This window comes from Mycobacterium sp., assembly GCF_965277065.1.
GTDB lineage: Bacteria > Actinomycetota > Actinomycetes > Mycobacteriales > Mycobacteriaceae > Mycobacterium.
In genome coordinates, this window is sequence record NZ_CBDIBT010000014.1 from 280,535 (window position 1) to 302,203 (window position 21,669).

Consider the following 21,669-nt stretch of genomic DNA (forward strand, 5'->3'; position numbering starts at 1 on the left):
CTGTCTACGCGGAGCCGCGCGGTACTCCTGCCGTATTACTAGGGGGGATTTCCACGATCTCGTTGAGGTGCGGCAGTGTCCAACCCATCGAGAACAGCGGGTCGAAGTAGTCGTGTGCAGGGACTCTTAAATCGAGCTCCTCGGCAGCCTCAAGGAGGCCTAGGTCGTCGAGCGCCTGGCGTAAGCCGGCGAGCACGGGCTCCCATGGCTGCCATTGGCTCAGGATGTAGTCGCGGGCCTCGTCAGACGGTGCGCCTTCGGCGAAGTGGAAAGCGGTGTCGCGCTTGCGTTCCCAGTAGCCCAGGTCTGCACCGGTTAGAACGAAGTGCTCGCAGGCGCCTTTTGCTCCGCCAGTGCAGTTCTTATTGAAGGGACAGCTGTGGCCGCCGACGACTGGGCCATACCGGCAGAGTCCGTGCTCGACGGGAATCACGGATAAGTCGATAGGTGCTGGACCACCGTTGTTCGTTGTCAGGATGTCGGTTGGCTTCAACACGATCGTTCCGGGTTTGTCCGTTCCCGGGCCAGCAGCCCATACCTTTTGGAGGTGACGCACCATGTTGTCGTCGTTATAGCGCGCGTAGTGGGCTAACGCGTCTTCGGAGAAGTGACCGAGGACCTGGCGGACTAGCGCCGGCGGCGCGCCGTTATTCAACAAAGACGTGGCCAGCGTTGCACGTGTCTGGTGGGTCGTGATCCGCGACAGACCGAGTTCTGTGAACCATTCGTTCCAGGCAAACCGAAACCACGAGTAGGACATACAGACTGTGAGGTCGGGATTCTTTTTCATGCTCGGAAAAAGCGGCATTGTTCGGTCCCACTGGGCTTCTAATGCAGCCCGACCAGCCTCGTTGAGCTGAGCCAAATCGTCGGCGTAGCGGGCACGGAGCCTTGCCCGGGTGAGTTGTTGTCTACGAAGGAGCCGCTGGTACACCGGTAGGTGGCACGGCACTCCAAAGTCGAGCACATTTACTTTGGTGATGTCCCGCCATAGGTAGGGTTGAGCCGCCCCGATGATCCCTACACAGCCAAGTCGAAGGCTGATCGTCTCACCGACACGGCCACCCTGGAATGCCTGCGTGAGCCATACATCAGCCAGGCCCACGTCGTCGGTGTCGACGTCTTCGAGCTTGCGCAGATTCTCCTCGCTGATGAGCTTCTGGAAATCGCCGAAGCTCAGCGGTCGGGGGCGTGGCGCGCTGGCCTTTGCCGCGTACTCCGGGATGTTGAGAATAAACAGCTCGAGACCGGACGGCAGAGCGGCCCGGGCGCGGTAGCTGTGGAGCACTGCGCGCACGTTAGACATGTATGTGTGCCTCGTTCGCTCGTTAAGTACGACTGGTGATGCGGCGTCTGAACCTGTTGAGATTGGCAGCTTTTCGCGATGCCAGAGGTCCCAGGTGTCTTTGACGATTGCTGCGTCGTGTTGGTTGAGAGCATCGGGGTCCTCGCCGTGGTCGGCGCGGCTCTGGCGCAGGATCAGGGAAAGCATCGCGATGCCCTTGATGCGTGTGTACACGCGCGTGGCCGCAATACGTCTGCCGGCAGGCTTGGTGGCCTCCTCGCGTAGGTGGTCCCAGAGCACATCCCGTAGCCATCGCTGCGAAACCGCTGTCAGCGTCCACACTTTGCGCCGGTTCTGTTGGCCTTGGGTGCCTGAAAAGGGCGGAGCACCGACGATGGCGGGATCGAACCAGCCTTCACTTTTGGCGTCCGCTGGGTTCACGCTCAGCGCACGCGCCGCGATTGGCAGTCCTTCCCATACCCGGGCTTCCCAAATCGACGCTGGGCGGCTCACCGTAGCCATTGTGGGGTCCGACAATGTCATCACACCCGCATCGGCAATGGCATCGACAACCTTCTGGATTTCCAGCGGCCGCCACTGCGTTCGCCGAGCTGTGCCGCCATGCTTGTGCAATGCATACCGGATCTCATGCTGTAGGCGAAGCGGCAGGTGGGCTAGCCTCAGTTGGCCGCGCCGATTCTCAGGTGTAACGGAGTTAGTCACCTGCGGCGAGGTCAGCCATTGATTCCAGCCGCGCTCGTTATCGGCGCTACCGCGTTTCTTCCATCGATTCCAGTGCCAGTGATGATTGCGGCACAGCCGTTTTGAAAGACATCCATCCAAGTGTGCAGGCACGGCTCCGTCGTGGACACAGTCGGGAACCGAGCATGCGGCGAGCGGCGGGAGGGGGCGCTGGGAGTCTGACCAGTCTGATGTACCGATTCCCTTGTCTTGTAGATGGTTTACGCGTGCAAGATGGGTTTGGCAGTAGCCGGCCGACGTCTCGGCTTCGCGGTTGGGGCCGCAAATCTGACAGTTCGGCCGTCGGTTCAACGCCCATTCGAGTTTCTGTAGCCTAAGCGGTGTTGCGTCACGCACGAAGTCATCGAGACTCACCGTTGCCTTCACTGCGTTGAAGCGTTTGGAGTGCTGAACGCACAGCCAGTTCGTGGCGTATGGGCTTAGGCACGAGCGGCATCCTTCGACGCGGCATCCCCATCCGTACGTGTGGTGGTTCACGGGAAATTCGACCGGCTCGGCGATAAGCCACTGCGGAAACTGCTGACTCACAAGGTCGTAGCGTTGTTCAAAGTCAAGACCTGCCGAGTCGGTGATGACCTCGAGGCCGTCTGCTGACAGCGCAATCGGTCCGTTAGCCCTGTTCACCAGCGACTCCCATCTCGGTGGGCAGCGCTAAGTAGGGCTCGATAGCGGGTCGGGCTGTCGTACCCCAAGCCTGCTTTAGATGTTCGGTTGCCTGCCGGTGAGCGGAACGGCCGTAGAGTCCCGTAACCATCTCGGGACTGGACCACCCGAATTCTTGGGCGACCATCTCGGCGTTGAAGTCCGATGCCTCATAAAGGGCGGCGGCAGCCTTATGCCGGAGCGCATGGGGTGTTATGTAGCCGTCGACACCTGCTCTGGTACAAGACTTTCGAAGCATTTTGCGCACGGCGGACGTCGAAAGGGCCTGGCCAATAGTGTTCCCCGCAGTGTGAACGAGCACTTGCTCATGGCGAGCGAGATGCTGGATCGGAACGTATTCGTCGAGGAGATAGGCGTGGTAAGTGCTGACCATGTCAGGACTCACTGCGCGGATAACCCCGTCGATCACATGGCCGTCCCGGCTGACACTCGTGGGTCCGTAAGCCTTCGCGCGAGCACCGTTGGGATTGTCGTCGCGGCCAACAATATGAAGATGCGGTACTTCACGTTGCCCGCATGGGTGGTGCCTCGTTAGGTGAAGATCGCAGAATCGCAGACCACACAGGCCTCCCACTCTCAACCCGCCGTCGTGCAGCCAGGTGACGATCATGACGTCGCGGGCGGTCGTCAACACTCCTGGTGAAAACAACGCTTCAACAAGCTCATTCGGGACAAACCGGGGACGTCGAGAACCCTTCTTCGGCGCAAGTGGGTTGCCTTTTGAAGACTCGTGGCCACGGTGCTTTCGGCTCCCTGCGGGGGTTGCAGACAAAGCGTCGATTAGCTCGTCGCTCACTCCTTCACAGGCCGGCAGGGACAGGTAATAGGCCTTCAGGACCGTTGCTACATTGCATGCTGTTGAGGAACTTAAAGGTGGTCGCCCGGGTCTCCAGTAGGCAGCACCATAGATTCCATCAGACCCGGTGAGGCCATTCATGTACCGAAGTAGGTCATCGATCGTGATGGTGTTGGGCGCCTTGCGATGCATCGCCATCCACGTCAGGTGATCGACCAAATTGTAGGCATAGGTCTGCTGCGTGGAGGTTGCATACTTCTTGAGCAGGTTCAGCGATGGACGGTGCAGTTCGCCTTCCGGAGTGAAGATCCACCAGGACTGCCGTCCGCTGGGGTGACGGATTTTACGTACCGAGAAGCCAGCTTGGGCCAAGTTCGAGCTCCTGAGTGCTGTCGCGATCACTCACTCCACCACGCGTTCGCCACATTGCCAGCGAGGCACGCCGCGAACGTAACGAACGTGCTTATAGGAGGGCGCTAAAACCAATCACGATCATCGTGTCCGCCCTCCTTCCGGACTGGCCGTCGACCGTCGAGTGCCCGTGACACCCGGGCGGATACGATGTGATCAAGCCAGCCGGGCGGCGGCACCATACTCCCGAGCCGGCCCGGGTGTCAGGCACAGCAACCCCGCCGGGGAGCGGGGTATACGGCGCGGCCGTGGGTCGAGCCGGTCCCGGCTCGCCCACGCCGACATCATGTGGGTCGGCACCCGCGTCGGCGGGGCATGGTCCTCGCAGCCAGGCGTGAGAGGCCGAGACATCTTGAGGTTAGCTCCGCCGTCGAGATTGCGCCGACTTCGCGGATATGGGTCACCCCGGTTTCGAGCCTCGTTGACCCGCTCCCAGCACGCGTGGGCCCGTCCTCGGGCGAACGACGACACGGCCGCGATCGGGGCGTGGCTGCTCCTCGTTGTCGTCATCGTCCTTACCCGTGCCGGGATCACTGCTATCTCGCCCGCAGGAAAGGGCTCAACGCGTGGGCGTGGTTCGTGCTCGGGTTGGTGCTGCCGTGGGCGCCGCTGTTCATGGTGGTCGTGAAACGGCGTCGTCAAGACCTGCGCCGCAAGGTGTGGCGCGAAAATTGGGGTGCCGCGCAGCGGATTTCACCGGTTTACCGCTGATCGATCTTCGTCGAGATCGGTCGGCGATGAATTCATTCAATAGTTATGTATGCCATTGTGGTGCAGCGGTTTCGGTACCGCATCGCGCTCGGTTGGACATCGGCGAGTTGGTGACGGTTACCCGCAGAGCACCACGTCGAGACCGTCGGCTGTCGTCAAGGCTGTGATCAGCTCAGTGGGTCCGCTGACGCGGGTCGCGGACAGGTCATGGTCGGTGTAGACCAGCCAGGACCGGTCCGCGGGCCAGATGTTATTCGGGCTATAGCCGAAGTCGTCGACCAGAGGCTGCACCTCGTCGAGGTGCCCGGTGAACATCCGCGGACAGTCGCGCAGCGGCGGGCAGCCGAAGTAGAAGTCGCACAACGCTAGCGCGGCAGGGGAAGTGTGCCGGCCGAGCACGACCATCAGAGCGTTCAGGGTGTCCTCGTCCAGTGATCCTTCTGTCGGCGGGAGCAGGGCGACCGGCCAACTCGACTGCTCGGTGGGCCCGATCCGCGGGCCGCTGGCCGGCGGGAAGATTGCGGCATCTTCCCATTCGTCCTGAGGGGTGTAGCGCAGGTCGGGCCATCGGCCGGATACCGCCCAGAATTCGAACCCGGGTCGCCTGCCGATGTCGGTCCACTTCAGCCGGCGCCACGACCCACCTGGTCGCTCGGCGAACCCTAGCGTTTGCCCGGTGGTGACTGTCACCTCGTCGAGATTGATGTCGCCGACCATGGTGGGCTCGCGCAACCCGAGTTCGATCGCCTGCCGATGCAGTTCGTGGTGCGTCATGTCGGGCATCTCGGGGTTTTCGTAGACGGCGTTGAGCACCCATGCCGACTCGTCCCAACCGCTTTCCAGATCGAAGCCGCACCCTCCCGGTATTCCGCCGCCGGCGGAGAGGTCATCGCCGGCCAGCCAGGCGATCTGAGCCCCGCCCTCGTCGTCGCTGAGCTCACGCATCGTGGCCCTGCCTGAGCCTGGCAATGGCCGTGATCGCCAGTATCGCGAGGGTCGGGCCGAGCACGATGACACCGATGCCGACGACGGACAGCAGTCCGGCTGCGATGCCCCGCCACAGAAAGCCCGCACCGACGACGGCTGCACCCAAGAGGAGTGCACATTCCTTGGCGGAGTCGGCGATTGATGTGGCAGCGGCGTGGCGGGGCGGCCGTCTGGATCCAGCCGACACGGTCGGTTGCTGCGCGGTGTTCGTGTCCGCGCGCACCGCTTTCATGATGAGGTAGATCCCGAGGACGGCGCACAGGACGCCGATCCACGTAACCGTGTGGGGGCTGCGGACGGGAGGTGGCGGGTTCACGGCCATCAGGACACCACCGGCCGTCAGCGCGAGGCCAACGGAGAAGTACATCAGCCGCGGCCGTTCGGTGGCGCTATGGGCGCCGTGATGCGCTCACGGGGCGCCGTCCGATTCGGTGGAGTTGCGGATGGAGTATCCGCGTCAGAAGTGTTGCGCTCGTTAGTAGCTCGTGTCTCTTCACCGCCGGACCGCCGATGGAGAGCGCTTAACGCTTCAGTCACGTTGCGCCCGGTCGTGTCTGGCAGGTCGGGATCGCCAGACCGCCGTTGAATGAAATCGGCCGCGTGTATTAGGTCTTCCTGGAGTGTGCCCGGGACGTCGTCGTCACGGGCTCGCCGATCCGCGGCGCTGAATGCGTAGATTTTTCCGCCGATCTTCAGATACGGAGTGGCGCGCATGGCTCCGAGGATCATCGCGAAGATCACCAGCGCTGCCGCCCCGAGTCCCTTGCCCACGTCGGGATAGCCGCAGAAAAAACCAGCTACTGCACCCAGCACGGCGCAGCGCCAGTAGATGCGCCGTTGCCGGACGACGCTGATCTTGACGAACGACAGCACCAAGCCGGAGAACACGCAAAGCATCACGATCACGAAGAAGAACGCGTTGACGCCGTCCATCCACTCAGGCTAATCCGCTATGCGGAGCGTCACCGTCATCCTGTCGGTATCAATACGTCGGCATCAGCGGCAGATGCAGCTCGCCGTGAGGCCGGCGACGGTGGGTTCGCCGAATCCTGGATTGCGATGGGGAAGCCCAGTATTCGAACGGTGTCACTCCGCCCGACGACCGCGGGCAGAACGCTCCGTGTCCACAGCGATCGAAGCGTACGCATCGAGACGCCAGCGCACATCGGCGTCGTCATTCGATAAGGTCGTCGGTGGGGGGAAGACGCTGCTCGGCTACGTGGTGTCGAAAAGCGTTGGCTGATAGCCAAACAATGATCGCACTGAGTTAGCCTCTGCGCAGCGATCGCGGTAAACCGACATCCCGCGCATCTCCCGGCGGGGGAGAAGAAGCTCTTAAGTCGAGCCGGCGGACGAAGAAGGCTATCGGAACCCGCCCCGATAAATCACCTCCGTTGGCGACCGAGTCCTCGCTGCGAGTCACGTTGTCTTCCTTTTCCGTACGGTTACCGGACCTTGATGACAGCCGTGAGGGCACTCTTGGTGATCTGGGCGTCGCTTGTTGCGATCGTGAAACCACGCCGGGTCGCTTGAGCGACGATCATGCGGTCGAAGGGGTCCTTTTGGTTCCAGCTGAGTTGGCCGGCGAGAGCAGCGTCTGCGGAGTCAATTGCTAGGTCGGTGGCGCGCATACTTGCCAGCGTCTCACCCCAGGACGACAGCAGGGGCATGCCGTCGAGTCGTTCGATCCGCGTCTTGATGGCGATCTCCCAGGCCGAGGCGGCGGACACAATGAGCTCGTTGGCTGGGTCGGCAAGAGTGTCTCGAACGCCGGCAGCAATCTTGTCCGGCGTCGAGACCAGGGCCAGCAGCGCGTTCGTGTCCAAAAGGAATGCGGTCATGAGGACGGTTCCCACGCGGATAGCTCGGCGTCAGGCAAGGGATCGTCAAAGGTCTTCGGCACCAACAGGTGTGGAAGCTGCCCGAACGTCCGCGGTGTCGCCTGAGCCGGTGAGAGCACCGCCACGGGCCGGCCGTGGTTGGTGATCGTCACTGGATCTCCTGTGCGCTCCACCTCGGCCAGAAGTGCGTTGAGACGGGTCTTGGCTTCCGTACTAGTAATGGTCTCCACGCGGGTCGTGGTACCACTATTCTGACTAGATAGATTAGTCTGAATAGTGCGAATCATTCGGCTTGTTGGTGACGCGATTGACGATGGCATGTCCGCCCGGCGCGCAGCGGCACTCGACAGCTGGCCTCGACAAGGTCGAGCCGCTCCGCTCGCGATGTTACGAACACGGAACTCTGGCAATGGGCTAAGGCTGGGCGCTCATCAGATGTCGAAAACGGTTGTGCACGAGGCTATTCCGAGTATAGGTGACATAATCTAGCTTATCGGCAAACTTTAAGGCGACGACCGAACTGATGGTTGCAGCTGTAGCGGTGCCATACGAGCCGCCGTGCGAACATCCGCCGATGAGATCGATGGCTCAAACTATCGCTAGTCCGTAGCTACTATCGTGGCTATGATCAACCGATGAGATCGGTACCCCTCGGTGAGGCGAAAGACAAGCTGTCAGCTCTAGTCGACGACGCACAATCCACCCACGACATCATCGCGATCACCAAGCACGGCCGGCCGGCCGCCGTACTCATGTCTGCGGACGACCTTGAGTCGTTGCAGGAAACTGTCTTCTGGCTGTCGCAGCCCCGAATCCGCGACGACATCGAAGCAGCAGAACGGGAGTATAGCGAGGGAATGACCGTCAGCGGCGATGCGCTCCGTGAAGAATTCGGTCTGCCGCCTCAGCGATGACACCGGATCAGCCTTACAGCGTCGAGGCCGCGGGGTCCGCGCGCCGAGATCTGCAACGCCTTCCAGGCAAGGTCGCTACGGCGATCGTCGAGTTCATAACCGGGCAGCTGGCCAACAACCCCCAACGGCTTAGCAAGCCACTGCGAGGGGATCTGGACGGCTATCACAGCGCCCGTCGCGGCGACTATCGCGTGGTATTCCGCATCGACGAGGACGAGCGCAGCCTAGTCGTCGTCGGCATCAAGCATCGGGCCCATATCTACCGTCCACGTTGACGCGAGCCCACCCGTGGGCCCATCGCAACCGGCGGGTGTCGCGGCACACTGATACCCGTCCCGCAACTCGCACCTGTCGAGCACGCACCGGTACCAAATTTATCGCCGCCGACGTTCCCGAGGTCCATCCGCGCTACTCGAGACAAAGTGATACAGCTGCTTACCAGTAAAAGGTTGCGAGTTGCATCTAACGAAAGTACTGGCACCACACGGTGATTGGACGATCAACGCTGCGCAACGTGTCGATTGGTCGTTTACACGCCAAGCCGACTGGGCGCATCTGTTGTCAATACCCCCGAGGTTGTCGTACGGTTCGATCACTTAACGAATGATTCGGCTGTTAGGTGAACCATGATGGTGACCCGTACCGCTGCGTGCGCGGCTGACCGCCGGCCCCGTATCGGCGCACTCGTCGCTGGCCGCTGGCGACCGCGTGTCGATGAGCACCTGGCTCGCCGCTACCGCCGCTGCGCCCCTTCGCCTCGGATCACTGTTGATTCGTCACCGTGACAAATTGCGCGACTCTGGCTCGCTTGGGATGCGAATAATGGTCACTTCATCTGTACGGTCATCACCTAGCGACAGGTACTTAGCGCCCGAGCCGCGGCGAACCCATCTTCGTCGCTGTGATCGTTCCTCGTTGCCGGATGTCACTGTAGGTAGAAGCATTCGGGGCCGAGCTCTTTCTCCGACGTCGGCCACGCCGAGAGGCGTTGCCGGTCTGATTCTGAGACAGGTGATGTCAGCGCCGTCTGCGGTGGGTGCAGCGTTCCCGCCGCCGGCCCCTTTTATCTGTGCCACGACACTAGCCTGTTCCACAAAATCCCGCGGTCTCAAGCCTCGCCAGCCCGGATTCCATCAGACCTACGAGCGGCATTTCAAAAGTACCCTGGCGTTTGTCCCATTGCCTAAAACACCTACAAGTTCGACGGCTGCAGTTAGCTGAGGCCATTTTTTCGAAACGGGTTAATGACGCGCGCGCCGCGCGTATGCTAGTGGTTTCCGCAGATCAGGTGCGAGCCGGAGGTCTTCACGATGCAAAATGTAGGAACGCGGACGGTCGCGGCCGTTGTTGCCGCCTGCATTCCAATGCTGGGCGTGTCTCTTTACTCCTGTGGCAATGCAACAGCCGATGGCCTTTCGTCGTGGATAGAGCATGAGCTCGGGCCGTTGGCCGACGAGTTCGCCGAGGTTCAGAGGCCCACGATCATCTCGCGAGGTCGTGCCGCACTGGCTCCAAGCCTAAGTGAGGCAGCCCAAAACAATGATCGCGGTGAAAGAATACTGAATGGGGCCTGCACGATAAATAAGTGGAATATGCGGGGTAATCGGCTGGACAACTATCTCAACGATAACTACACGCCCTACGAGCAGCTGAAAATACGTCAGCAGTACGAGTTGCTCGATGATTTAGGGGTGTGGGATGAGGGGCCCGGTGGGCAGATGGTGCAGAAGATTTGCCAGGCGCGATCCTGAGTGCCGCCGGCCTTGAAGACCGCTACTACCCCCCTTTGCACACCGGAGGTGACGGGCCGCGAAAGTCGCCACATCCCGCCGACAGGCATGACCAATAGGGACGTTGCCTCACGCTCATATGCTGTCGCGCAGTTGGTCGGAAACCTTCCTGCTACTCGTTCTGTCACCGGCCGAGACGTACGGATTCGAGACGACCGGTCGCTCCGAGACGACTGCGGAGGTCCTACAGAATCCGGTCGCGGCAAACGGTGACTAGCCCGCTGGTTCCCGTGAGAGGCCGGCTGCTATGGCCTTCGCCGAAATGACCGCTAAGTGTATTGAGGGTAATGGTCCGAGATTTTATGCAGCAGCGGCGGGCGTCAGGCTTGCGGCGGCATGAGACAAGCGATATCCACCTACTGGAAACCGACTGCTACACCGAGTTCGAATTTACCCTCGACAACGGGTTGTTCGGAGTCGTCTACGTTCTCCCTTATAGTGAGAATGTCTTTCTAATTTGCGCCTGCATGCCTAAAACCCTCGCGTCGGTGCTGGACGCCTATCTGCGGATGAAACCAGAGGTCAAGCCCTTAGTGCTGCGCAGCTACCAGGAGACGTGGCCGCGGATGACGGAGGTCTTGGTCAACGGATTAAATGAAAGCTTCTCAAACGGCGCGTTGACTGTCGTCAATGATCCGGACGATTTCAGTCCAAGATGGGTATTAGCCACGTTAGCGGGGAATGTGCGCTGCGAGCTCGGAAGTCCAATCCTTTACGATCGCCGGTTGTTGGAATCTATGTCGCGGGTGAATAAAACTTCCCAAGTCGTGACCGATGAATTCGCGTCGTCTGTCCTGGATCTTGACCGCTTATCCAGCCGCATCGGGTGGCAGAACTTTCGCGCGAGCCTAAAGAGCGTAGGGCAATTCGTCGATGGCCACTTCGACTCGGTCCTTGGTTTCCTCGAGTCCTTGTCGGCAGATCACCCGTCCTGAATTTCTGAACTGTGATCTTACGTTTACGAGACCAGGTTGGTGACGGCGAAGTTTGTTCGATATTCAGGAGTCGTCACAGCTTCACTAGCGACGTCCGACTACGAGTTGCCGGCATCGTTCGCCGCACCTTTCATGATGCAATTAACGCCTGAGTGACGCGAAACCACGTGAACGCCGGGCTTCCTGGATCCGCAGGAACCTTCCAGTGAAACTCCCACGCCGTGCGTTCTCGCAACTGCGCTCGCCGGGCGCTGATTCGCGCTAAGTTTGCAGCTACAGCAACAGCAACCGCGAACCGTAGAAGGTAACGATATGGCCGAAGATGTCGACAGGGTGGCCGCCGCGAAAGCCCAGGTGATGGAATTTTTTGGTCTCACCAAGGACGAAACTTGGTACATCAACGAGGACGCCCTGGCCGCGGCACCCGAAGCGCCGTTCCCTCCTGAGTCAGACGCGACAAGCGACGACACGCAGGACTCTGAGCGCGGCGTAATTCCAAACCGTAGATCTCTGATGAACTCGATTACTAACATTGGCTTTAACCCCGCTAGGGGCGGAGCCGTTTATCAATTTAAAAATAATTGCGACGTTGCCGGCCCGTGGTACGGACCTCTCTTTGCAGATCAAATTCAGCGCTGGGAGCGATCGGGTTCATGCGCAGTACCCGGCGGCGGGTATCTAGCTAGGCTGACCGTGTGGTACCGCGAGTAGCTTGCACCTGGTGGTGTGATCCTCGAGCGGCAGTCGGCTCGTGGGCCCGGCCAGGGCCGTCGCTTATCCGCCTCTCCCGCGAATCTCCACCGCTTCCGAGAGATTCCTCGCTGATTGGACCCTGAAGGTTGGTTTAGTCGCCGTTGTGACGGGTTCTGCATTTGACCGAGGGGCCCGTCGGCCGGGTCCGGTACACGGCTCAGCCTCTCGGATATCGCGCAGCGGGCCGGGATCTTTTGGATTTCGAGCCTAAGGGAGGCTGGCTCGCGGTGTCGAGTTGCCCTGCCACGCGGGACGTCTATCCCGCTGGAATCCGAGCGTGGAGGCCAAGTCCACCCAATAGCGGGTGTGCTCGGGCCCGCCTTTTGCCACGGCCACCACCAAAGATGAAACTGGAATGCTTCCGGTCGGTCTGGTCACGTTGATCGTCAACGAGTTCGCCAACCTCGTTCCCATGCGAATTGCCGCCACCACACCTGCTCGGGTCTGCGGGCTGGGTCACGGCGGCGCCGCCAACAGCAATACTGAGCTGGACGATTTGCGTGCGCAGGCGGCATAAATCCAATTCCCAGCCCATTTACAGACCGTCTATTACGCTTTAACAACCGGAGATCAGCCGCGGCCGATTGAACTCGAATCAGGACGCGCTCGGACACGGTGGGGCGGTTGGTCGAGAGTTGCACGGAGGCAAGCCGATGCATCACACCACACACAGTGGGTCAAAAGAGGACAACACACTGAGCACCAACGACTTTCATTCGCTCAGCGTCCGAGATCTACTCAGTGCCCGAGACCAGTTTCACGTGCACCTCGCACAAAAACCTAACGTGTTCTCCACCGCAATCGGCCGCTACCTCGTCCGTGATTCCGACCCTGATGCGTACGAAGCGGGTGCCGGTCAGGCCATCGATCGCCGTCGCGAAGCCGAGCCGCGCACTTTGCTGCATTCCCGAGTCCGAAGATGGTCATGGCCGTGCATTCTAGTTTTCGTCAAGCGGTGGCAATACCTCAAGGATCTCGTCAACCGACCCGAAGACGTCGTACCCCCGTATGTCTATATGCCGGATGGGCGCACGGTTCCGGTGTGCGTGGTGCTCGCGAAGTCCGCGGATCTGCCGCCCCGCCAACCCGATCCGAGTCACCTCGCGGCGACCTCGCTCGGCGTCGGTTCGCCTGTCTATGTCGATGCGCAGGGAATGCGCCGAATGGGCACGGTCGCCTGCATGGTGTCGGACGGCAGTGACTTCTACGTCCTGATCAACACCCACCTCGCGGGCAGCGTAGGGCGGCCAGTCAGAGCCTTCCTTCGGGGCGTCCCCGTCGTCATCGGGACCACCCTGGGAACGCGCGATCTCACCGAGCGCACATTTTCCGGCATCTACCCCAGCCTGCCGGGCCGAGATGCCGTTGTGAACATCGATGCCGCCATTGTCCGACTCGATGACGCCAACATCTGGGACGCGCAGGTACTCACCCAATCAATCGGCGCTGTCATGGATTTCAGCGCCGGCACGGCCTCACTGTCCTGGATCGGAAAACCTGTCGCCGGGCGCGGTGCTGCCAGCGGAGAAATGCGGGGAGAGATCAAAGCCCTGTTTTACCGCTATAAATCGATCGGCGGGCGCGACTACATCGCCGACTTCGTGCTGGGCCCGCGATCGCACGACACGACCCCGCTAGTCACGCAGCCCGGTGATTCCGGGTCTCTGTGGTGCCTTGACGGCTTCGTGCAGCCCGGCACGCGGTCGCCGTTCGCGCTGGAGTGGGGCGGCCAGCAGATCGGCACCGGTCCCGCCGCCGGCCAATTCCTGCAGTTCTCACTGGCGACGTCGATGGCGGTGATCCTGCGGGAACTCAACCTTGACCTTGTCTCTGGACCCGCAGCCCAACGCTTGCAGTACTGGGGACCGGTCGGACACTTCAAAATTGGCCAGCAGGCGTGCTTCCTGGTCAGCGAGCAGGCTGTGCAGAAATTTTTCATCGCCAACATCAACAACCTCAGCTTCAGCACCGACACGCAACTCAAACAAGCGACGCATCTGCAGGCCACCGATTTCGTCCCGCTCAGCGATGTGCCGGACGTGGTATGGAAAACAAATATCAACCGAGCCAAGCCGCAAGTCGCGCGCGCCATGGAGAACTGGAATCACTACGCCGATGTTGACCTTCCTGGGGCGGACGGCCAAACGCTGATCGCCAACTACCAAGCCGACGAAGACTCACTAAACCACAGCAACTGGCTGAGCTTCTACCGCGATGCGCCGATGCCCAGCGCATCGACCACGAGATCGAATAACCAAGGGGCGCTGCCATTCCGCGTCTGGCAGATCTTCGCCCAAATGCTGACATTCGCCGAGAACGGCGATGGTGCACGCTTTCTCACCGCGGCCGGCTGCCTGGCGCATTACATTGGTGACGCCTGCCAACCTCTGCACTCCTCGCAGCACTCCGACGGCTTGGACGGGGCGACCACCGGCGTTCATGCCACCTACGAGGACAACATGGTCGACGTCTACGCCGACGCTATCGCAGCCGGGATCGGCGACGCGGTCAAGAGCCTCGACTTCACGCCCCGCGCGATTCACAGCCCTCGCGACGCCGCGAAGGCGGCCATGGATTTGATGATCTTCGCGCACACCACTTTGCCACCGGAGACCATCTGTCAGACCTACAACGACGCCCGCCCGGGCGGTGGCAAAAGCGCCACCAAAGCCGCCGCCGTTCTCGACGCGCTATGGAGCAACTGTGGCCAGCAAACCATCGACGTCATCGCCGCAGGAGCCGTCACGCTCGGCGTGCTCTGGTCGGCTGCATGGGATCGGTCCGGCGCCTCCCCTGACTCTGCTTGGCTCACAACGGTTTTCGATGGTCCCACTGACTTGATGCCGATCTATGAAGATAAAGATTTCCTGCGGTCCGTACACCTGAAGTACCTCGGATTGGATGACCTGCCAGGATCTGACGCTCCGCAGGAACCGCCTTCGCCGCCCACCGGCCGCGCCCCAACCACCGCGGCCAAGTGATCCGGGACGGGCTGCCGCGCGGTCCCGCAAATCTCCCGGGAAAAGACCCGATAGCAGTCGAAAGCCCCGTTCGTGACGCCTGCCACTACCGTGATAACGCGCGTGACGAGGGTCGGGTGCCCGCTCCACCATGGAAGCCGAGCCGGATCAGTTCAATGACCTACGTCAACGTCCACAACTTTGCAAAATTGCTGTTCAAAAACTCGCCGGACGCGGAAGACCTCACGGTGCGGGCTGATCGCGCACGGCGGCGATGGCCTCAATCTCGACGAGTTGATGTTCATATCCAAGGACGGTCACGCCGAGCAGGGTGCTGGGGGGATCGAAGCGATCAAACACGTCCCGGAGTTTTTCCCACACTGCGATCAGATCGGCTCGGTGCGGCGATGCTACTAAAACCCGAGTGCTGATGACATCAGCGACCGATGCACCGGCATCTTCCAGCGCAATCGCCTTGTTCTCCAGACATTTGGTGGCTTGGGCTCGGAAATCGCCAACGCCGACGACTAGCCCGTCCACACTAAGCGGACACGATCCAGCTAAAAAAACGAAGCGAGCATCCGCAGGCGCGGTGGCCGCATAGGCGTACTGGGCCCGATCGGTTAAGGAACGGGAACGGAGAAGTTTGACCACCGTCGACATCCACCCAGCGTGCTACAGACCGGGTCCGGTGTCACCGCGCACCCATTGACCGCCCTAAACCATCGCTTCCGTGCACCAGCCCCAATTCGGCGTGAAGAACTGATCGGCCTCGTTTCTAGCCTCTGTCGCGGTAATCGCCGCCGATCTTTGCTGCACTTTGCTCGAAGGGCACGGCGGTTGCGGCGGGTTCAATCAGCGGCACGCCATGGCGCAACCGGACCGCGCCAGGCAGGTCGAACTTGTGCCGTCGCTCGGCCACGACGATGTCCTCTACCTCAAGTGTTGCGGTAACTTTGCAGTCCCCGGACCGGATCTCGGTCAGCCGACCTTCGCGAACCACAGCAAGCACCCCGGCGATGTCGAAGGTGACGTCCAGGTCCACCTCGATAGTGCCGACTGAGTTGCCGTCGATGAACAATTCGACTGTCGGATGGTGAGTGGATGCGATCTGGTGTGTCGCCATCGTCACGACCTCCTTGGTCTGCGGCGCGTCGCGGGTGCGGCGAGCTGCCTCCGTGAGCGCCTTGTACCGACTCCACGCGCCGCTCAGTAGATCGAGCAGGTCCAGCGAAAGCAGGTCGCCCACCTCTGCGGCCACCTCGTGCTCGACGACGGTCGCGAGGCCAGGGACGCCGTTCAAAAAGGGATTGACTGTGCCGTGCTTGTGCAGCGACTCGGCGAGTGCATCAGTCGGTTCGACAGGCATTTCGCCGAACAGGAGGTCTCGTACGGATTGCGTCTCATCTGATGCGGCTGATGTCATCATCTACCTCTCTGATGGTTGGGGTGCCGGGGTCGAAATGCGCCTGCAGTCGTAGGGCGTGCATTGCCCCGCCGGGGGCAGACGCCTCGCGCGCCGTGACGACCGGCGGGCCGCCAGGACGGGCGACGGCCCGGACACGCGTGTCCGGGTGGCCGTGTGATGTGCGCCCGTGTTTGTCGGCACCGGGCTGCAGTAAGTCGTCCCGATCGGGCGACGGCGCCGGGTTCTTTTTGGCCCGAGCGATAGCGACAAGAACGGCGCCCAGAAGCAACGCCGCGATGATCAACGCGGCAAGCACGGTGAAGATGCTGAACGCTGACGAGTTCGAGTAACTGGCCAGCTGCATCGGGTAGCCGCCCGCTAGCGGCGCCTCCTTCGGTTCATCCACGCCCGGCAGTGACTGGGTCTTGTGTACCTCGAATTGGTTGTGCACCTCGGAGTCTGGGCCGCAATCGGCGCTTTGGGTCCACGCTCCCCAGGCCGGCGTCACGCCGTCGAGAAGGACCTTGTGCTCGCCGTACTGCGGGTCGTCGCCTACCTCGACGATCTTGCGGACGATGAATGGTTTGTACTGCGCGTTGCTGTAGTGCACGGCGACGCAGGCGTTCGGGTATTCCGTCGGCACGGGCGGAGGCGGCGGAGGCGGCTGGTCAGGCCCGGGATCGCGGCCGCCGCCGTTGATGACGCCTGCTGTGACTTGGTCGGGTTCGCCGGTTTCGCTGGGCAGGACAGCGACGACGGGATTGGGCCCGGGCTGGGAGATCTCGGTGAGGATCCGACCGAACGCCGGGATCACTATTTCCTGGATGCCGGCCCCGGCGATCCGCCAAAAGATGTGTAGGGCCGCTCCAAACGGGTTGATGATGACCGGCCGGAAGAAGTTGTCGTAGGTGATCCAGCCCTGATCCCAGTGCAGCACATTGCGATTCGACCGATTGCTGGCCAGGGTCAGGAGGCGAAGGTCGCCTTCGGCTGCAGGTGCTGGATCCTGCCGGGTTTCAGGGGCGGCCTGCGCCAATTGGATGCCGTTCGGGTCCGCGGTCAAGGTCTGGGGCACCGCGGTCGGGATTACCGGCGACGGCGTCGAGGACACCGCGTCCGAAAGTGTGGTCGTGCCGCGTGGTGTCAGACTCACGGACGTGCTCGCGGAGCTGGCCACCGGGCTCGACGTCGAAGTGACTGTTGTCGTGGAAGTTATCGATGACGTCAGGTTGGACGTGGTAGTCGTCGGCGCCGGGCTAGTAGTCGTGGTTGTCACTACCGAGTCGGTAGTGGTCACAGGAGCCAGTGTGGTGGTGGTCGTCGTGTCGGTTGCCGGGTCGGCGACAGCGGGGACCACGCCCCGACTAAGCGCCGTGATCGGGACCGCGAGCACCAACGCCAGCAGCGCTGCGCCGCAGCGAGAGCCAACACGACATGGTGCGCTCATCGTGGCTCAACTCCTCTCGGCACTGAGTTAGCGGCGGCTCAAGCCATCCCCTACGAGTCTCAGTCCGCCGGCGCTTTGTCGGTGGCTCCATCCCCCGCAGCATCCCATTTTTTGCGCCGACCGTCGTGAGTAGTTGACTACTGATGTTTGGATGCAGCGCCGACTCGACGCCACCCTGGACTCGGTGGTTAATCGGCAGACGGCACGAAATCCGGCCTCGCCGCACCGCTGAGGGGAGCACACACCATCGACGCAGCGCTGGACGTCGAAGCATCGCCCCAAAACGGTCTGCTGACTGGGGGTAGCACACCCAGACCCTAGATTGCCCCGGCCTACTCGCCGCGGAGAAATTGCTCGTCAAGCAAACCGAAATTCTAACCACGGTGTTCGAGGCACCAGGGTGTGACCCAGGTCGGGGCCCCGGCGCCAAGCCTACTCCGAGGCGCACACGCTCAAGTTAAATCTTTGTGCAGAAGGGTAACTGGGCATTGTGGTATCGGCTGTGGTCGGTAATGTTCCGGTGCTAGGCGGTTATGCGGTCCGGCCTGGCAGTGCTCCGGGTCAGCAATTGTAGCCTGCGAGATCACCGTCACGGCAGGGCTATTCGCGCGCGCCCGTGTCGCGTCCCGAACCGCGGCCGGTGCGAAATCATGGGTTCGTTACCTGCGGGCAGTCGCTGAAACCCGGGATGCGCCACTGCCATACCGCGTGGTAGCCGGGTACTTTTAGCTGCAGACAGACGGCATTCTTCGGCGCGCTGACGACAACCGTGGTCTTCGTGTGAGAGCCCGGAATTATCGGTTGAGCGATCGCATCTGTACCTTGGCCGCACTTGTTGTGAAGAAGTAAGTTTTTTGTAGGTTTACCGTCCCTGTCCACAACACTCCAGTGGCGCAGGAGCAATCCCGTGGCTACATCTGGAGTGACGAACTGGTCGACGGTCGACCACGTCTCAAGGTCAAACCGCAGGAACTGCGGATTGTCGATCAGCGGCCCGTGCTGGTCGCTACAATCCGCGTTCTGCTGAACAGCTGTGATAATAAAATACAGTTGATCGTAAAGCCATCCTGTGGCGTATTCGTTAACCATTGCCGGGCTTTGTACTACGTTTAATGTCCAACGGTCCTCACGGATTGTTCGTTGATGCGCTTGGTACGGGAGATAAACAAACAGGCCGAGCGACAAAACGACCATCAGAGAAAGCGCGATTTGCGTGATGGGTCTGTGGCCACTTTCAATTCGCCTACGACGTTCGGTGTAGCGAAACCGCAGCTCGACGCCCGCGAAGACGATCAGCACGGCGCATATTGCACCGGCCACCGACAGGTAAGGGGATTTTTGTATCGCGCCATACAGGAATGCGGAGTAGCTACTCACGGCGACTGCGGGCATCAGTAGCAGCCGGGCAACGAGGTCAATCTCGATCCCGCGGCCGGTCCGGGCGCCAACGGCGGCCAGCCCGTTTGCTTCAAGGGCGGCCAATCGCGCCTTCGTTCGGCGATAGATCGCAGCCGTGGGTAGGAATGGCACGATTACTAACACGGCCGCCCAGGCAACAATCATTGCCGCGCTTGCGAAAAACTGGATGTCGTAAAGATAATTATGCTTCGCGTCTTCGTGACCTGCCAACGCGAGGCGATGAGCACTCTCTACCGCTGCAATCGCAGCGGTGCGATTGAGATTGAGCGCGGCGGCGGTGAGATCGCCGAGCAGCGTGCGGTAGCCCGCGTGATAGATGGATGCGAGTATAAACGCTACAAATAGGACGCTGAGCAGCGCCAGCGGCCATATCAGCGACAGCCGCACCCTATTGGGTAGTGATTGCTCGAACTGTTGCAACATCTTCAGGTCGCGACTCGACCCGGCGCCATCGTCGCTCAAAGCGCTGGTCCTGATCACACCGCATTTGAGAGCATCGACGCATTGATGCACGTGGCGCACGATTAAGGCCCGAACGACGCGGCGAGGCGCTGGGACCGGCAACCACCGCAGCACACGTGGCTTCTCGAACCTGGTCCACATAATCGTAGGCGCGTTGTTGAGCATTTCGAGCGTGTCCGCGTAGCTCGTGAGCAGAGCGTGCAGTGCAAGCGTCGCATCCGGCAGTTCGCCGCTAACGGGGAGTGTGTTTCCTATTGCGTCGCGCGTGCCAGCGTCAGTTTCCATGGATAAGTGACCCCCTAGGCAAGTTCTGTGATCGGTATGCGTTCGGATCGTGTGTGTTTACTTTGGCACGGCCGCGACGTGCGGCAGCGGCTATTGGTCGAAGTTAAGGCAGCAGAAAATGGCCGGGCATAATCGGTAATCTTGCCTACGGGCCTTCGATCACGGTGGTCTTGCTGCGACTCGCCGCACAATCGCGAGACCTTGCCGTGCATCGAAACCCATTTGCCCTGACCCACTATGCGCGGTTCTTGGTTTTCTTGTCGACGCTGGCGGCGCCCTGACTTGGCGTATTCTGCACCGGCACGATAAGTCAGTTGGTGGTCGATTTCACCTCAGAATGTGCGCCCGGCCGGGACCCAGCACCGCGGGCACACCGAAACCGCGGTGTCGACAACGGGACCATCCATGACTGGCAGGGCAGTAATGATGGCGGGATCGAATACGCCGGTTCATCCGTAAACGTCAGCCCGTTCGCGATCATATTGCTACACAGCTCATTCCGAGACTTTCACCTTTTGCTGATGCCAAGCCCAGACATCGGCAAAGTAAGCGTTGACACCGATACTGCGAAAGCCCAGCGATCAACGCCGGTCGCGGCCGGGGTCATCCTCGCTGATAGGTCTGGACCGTCGAGCTTGGGATTGCGACCGACGAGGGCAACACAATCGACCTCGTGCGCGGGCGGTCCGTGGGTAGGGACTCTCTTTACAGACTAAATTCAGCGCTGGGAGAGCGATCGGGTTCATGCGCAGTACCCGGCGGCGGATATCGAGCCAGGCTGACGGTGTGATCTACGAGTGGTCGTCGGCTCGTGGGCGTGGGCAAGGACGTCGCTTATCCGCCACTCCGGCGAATCTCAGCGCTTCCGAGAGATTCCCCGCTGATCTGGACCGTTGAGGTGGGTTCAAGCACGATCGGGTTGATTAGCACGCGAGTTGCTAACCACAGCGAGTTCGGATGTCAATGCTCAGCCCACTCCGTTACCTGCTCGCGAGGCCCCGGCCAGAAATGACAGTTATCCAGCCGCACAAGCAGTTGAACCCTAGAATAACCTGAAAGCTAGCTGTGTGTAACGAAGGGGCAGACTCATGGTGGCCAGAGCACGTCATACGCGGACGTTCGTGGTGGCGGCCGCGGCCCTACTGTCGTCCACTTGTTTGACAATATGCGGTACCGCCGCAGCGGACGTCACCGAGTGGCTTGAGGACCTAGCGAACGTGATAAGCCACGACGGAGTCCTACCCCTCGACACGGCGCGAAACGAGACGCGCGTTGCGCTTGCGCCTGCAACTAAATTTGCCGCGCAAGACCGAGCAAGAGGTGAGCGTATCACCGAGGCTGCGTGCAGATACAATGAGAAGCTCGAGCTCGGCGAGCCCCTTTACGGATTCTTCCATGGGTACAGTGATTCGGAACGCGAGGCCACACAGGAGCAGGCCGCTGAGTTGGCAAAGCATTCCGTCAAGTTCGTCAAGGCAGTTTGCAGTAACGTAGCATCCTAGATCAACGTTTGGCCTGTACATGTCGCCCTCGATTCGCGAACCAAATCAAGCTTCACCCTGAAAGCACTAGTGCCGTTTTACGAATTCTGTTGCGGAGCAGTCGTAATTGCATTTTTCGCGAGGATTTACCGTGACTTATTTATCTGGCAGCCAATGCGCTCACTCGGTGGCCTGGGCCCCCCACTCAAGATGGGCTGCTTCATGATAAATTTGCCGTGCCCTCAACCTGCCGTGTCTGTGCCCGCTGTTACCGCGAATAACTCTGTTCTACTGCGTGATTCAGGTTTCGCACGCCAGGGCTCGCGGCGTAGATGTCGCTGTCATACGCAGGAATACAC

At 60.9% G+C, this 21,669-nt stretch carries 19 protein-coding genes; 8 read left to right on the forward strand and 11 right to left on the reverse strand.

Annotated elements, in window-relative coordinates; genetic code table 11:
* Window positions 1-4 precede the first annotated feature (4 nt).
* From ACQY5A_RS04060 to ACQY5A_RS04090, 7 genes are all read right to left on the reverse strand, one after another.
* Window positions 5-2,671, reverse strand: coding sequence for a tyrosine-type recombinase/integrase (locus ACQY5A_RS04060; protein WP_428339092.1), 2,667 nt, complete (start codon window positions 2,669-2,671; stop codon window positions 5-7).
* On the reverse strand, window positions 2,658-3,878 hold the full coding sequence (locus ACQY5A_RS04065) for a tyrosine-type recombinase/integrase (protein WP_428339093.1): 1,221 nt from the start codon (window positions 3,876-3,878) through the stop codon (window positions 2,658-2,660). The genes ACQY5A_RS04060 and ACQY5A_RS04065 overlap by 14 nt, the downstream gene beginning before the upstream one ends.
* Before the next feature lie 867 nt (window positions 3,879-4,745).
* Window positions 4,746-5,573 carry a hypothetical protein gene (locus ACQY5A_RS04070; protein WP_428339094.1) on the reverse strand — a complete coding sequence of 276 codons (828 nt, stop codon included), beginning with the start codon at window positions 5,571-5,573 and terminating at the stop codon, window positions 4,746-4,748.
* Entirely contained in the window at window positions 5,566-5,982 is a 417-nt protein-coding gene (locus tag ACQY5A_RS04075; RefSeq protein ID WP_428339095.1) for a hypothetical protein, read from the reverse strand. Before ACQY5A_RS04075 ends, ACQY5A_RS04070 begins: the two co-directional genes overlap by 8 nt.
* Window positions 5,982-6,548, reverse strand: coding sequence for a hypothetical protein (locus ACQY5A_RS04080; protein WP_428339096.1), 567 nt, complete (start codon window positions 6,546-6,548; stop codon window positions 5,982-5,984). The genes ACQY5A_RS04075 and ACQY5A_RS04080 overlap by 1 nt, the downstream gene beginning before the upstream one ends.
* 512 nt (window positions 6,549-7,060) lie before the next feature.
* A complete protein-coding gene (locus ACQY5A_RS04085; RefSeq protein ID WP_428339098.1) occupies window positions 7,061-7,456 on the reverse strand; it encodes a type II toxin-antitoxin system VapC family toxin in 396 nt (131 codons plus the stop codon).
* Window positions 7,453-7,686, reverse strand: a complete 234-nt coding sequence (locus tag ACQY5A_RS04090; RefSeq protein ID WP_428339099.1) for a type II toxin-antitoxin system Phd/YefM family antitoxin — start codon at window positions 7,684-7,686, stop codon at window positions 7,453-7,455. The genes ACQY5A_RS04085 and ACQY5A_RS04090 overlap by 4 nt, the downstream gene beginning before the upstream one ends.
* A gap of 405 nt (window positions 7,687-8,091) precedes the next feature.
* Here ACQY5A_RS04090 and ACQY5A_RS04095 point away from each other — a divergent pair, with 405 nt between their 5' ends.
* The 7 genes from ACQY5A_RS04095 (at window position 8,092) to ACQY5A_RS04125 (ending at window position 14,829) form a co-directional block, all read left to right on the forward strand.
* Complete coding sequence (locus ACQY5A_RS04095; RefSeq protein ID WP_428339100.1) at window positions 8,092-8,370, forward strand: type II toxin-antitoxin system Phd/YefM family antitoxin; 279 nt, start codon at window positions 8,092-8,094, stop codon at window positions 8,368-8,370.
* Entirely contained in the window at window positions 8,367-8,645 is a 279-nt protein-coding gene (locus ACQY5A_RS04100) for a type II toxin-antitoxin system RelE family toxin (RefSeq protein ID WP_428339101.1), read from the forward strand. The genes ACQY5A_RS04095 and ACQY5A_RS04100 overlap by 4 nt, the downstream gene beginning before the upstream one ends.
* Before the next feature lie 1,035 nt (window positions 8,646-9,680).
* Window positions 9,681-10,121, forward strand: a complete 441-nt coding sequence (locus ACQY5A_RS04105; RefSeq protein ID WP_428339102.1) for a hypothetical protein — start codon at window positions 9,681-9,683, stop codon at window positions 10,119-10,121.
* Window positions 10,122-10,627: 506 nt separating this feature from the next.
* A complete protein-coding gene (locus tag ACQY5A_RS04110) occupies window positions 10,628-11,095 on the forward strand; it encodes a hypothetical protein (protein ID WP_428339103.1) in 468 nt (155 codons plus the stop codon).
* A 312-nt stretch (window positions 11,096-11,407) separates the two neighbouring features.
* Window positions 11,408-11,806 carry a hypothetical protein gene (locus ACQY5A_RS04115; protein WP_428339104.1) on the forward strand — a complete coding sequence of 133 codons (399 nt, stop codon included), beginning with the start codon at window positions 11,408-11,410 and terminating at the stop codon, window positions 11,804-11,806.
* A gap of 397 nt (window positions 11,807-12,203) precedes the next feature.
* Complete coding sequence (locus tag ACQY5A_RS04120) at window positions 12,204-12,365, forward strand: hypothetical protein (RefSeq protein WP_428339105.1); 162 nt, start codon at window positions 12,204-12,206, stop codon at window positions 12,363-12,365.
* A 136-nt stretch (window positions 12,366-12,501) separates the two neighbouring features.
* Window positions 12,502-14,829 carry a hypothetical protein gene (locus ACQY5A_RS04125; protein ID WP_428339106.1) on the forward strand — a complete coding sequence of 776 codons (2,328 nt, stop codon included), beginning with the start codon at window positions 12,502-12,504 and terminating at the stop codon, window positions 14,827-14,829.
* A 222-nt stretch (window positions 14,830-15,051) separates the two neighbouring features.
* Here ACQY5A_RS04125 and ACQY5A_RS04130 read toward each other — a convergent pair whose 3' ends face one another.
* From ACQY5A_RS04130 to ACQY5A_RS04140, 3 genes are all read right to left on the reverse strand, one after another.
* Entirely contained in the window at window positions 15,052-15,471 is a 420-nt protein-coding gene (locus ACQY5A_RS04130) for a Rid family hydrolase (protein ID WP_428339107.1), read from the reverse strand.
* A 115-nt stretch (window positions 15,472-15,586) separates the two neighbouring features.
* Window positions 15,587-16,177: a hypothetical protein gene (locus ACQY5A_RS04135; RefSeq protein ID WP_428339108.1), complete on the reverse strand. Its 591-nt coding sequence runs from the start codon at window positions 16,175-16,177 to the stop codon at window positions 15,587-15,589.
* Between the two features lie 34 nt (window positions 16,178-16,211).
* Window positions 16,212-17,279, reverse strand: a complete 1,068-nt coding sequence (locus ACQY5A_RS04140; RefSeq protein ID WP_428339109.1) for a hypothetical protein — start codon at window positions 17,277-17,279, stop codon at window positions 16,212-16,214.
* Here ACQY5A_RS04140 and ACQY5A_RS04145 point away from each other — a divergent pair.
* Window positions 17,257-17,694: a hypothetical protein gene (locus ACQY5A_RS04145; RefSeq protein ID WP_428339110.1), complete on the forward strand. Its 438-nt coding sequence runs from the start codon at window positions 17,257-17,259 to the stop codon at window positions 17,692-17,694. The two genes, ACQY5A_RS04140 and ACQY5A_RS04145, sit on opposite strands and share 23 nt — an antisense overlap.
* 617 nt (window positions 17,695-18,311) lie before the next feature.
* On the opposite strand, the gene ACQY5A_RS04150 is transcribed toward ACQY5A_RS04145, so the two are convergent.
* The gene (locus tag ACQY5A_RS04150) at window positions 18,312-19,829 is read right to left on the reverse strand and encodes a hypothetical protein (RefSeq protein WP_428339111.1); all 1,518 of its coding nucleotides are present in this window, start codon (window positions 19,827-19,829) and stop codon (window positions 18,312-18,314) included.
* Window positions 19,830-21,669 lie beyond the last annotated feature (1,840 nt).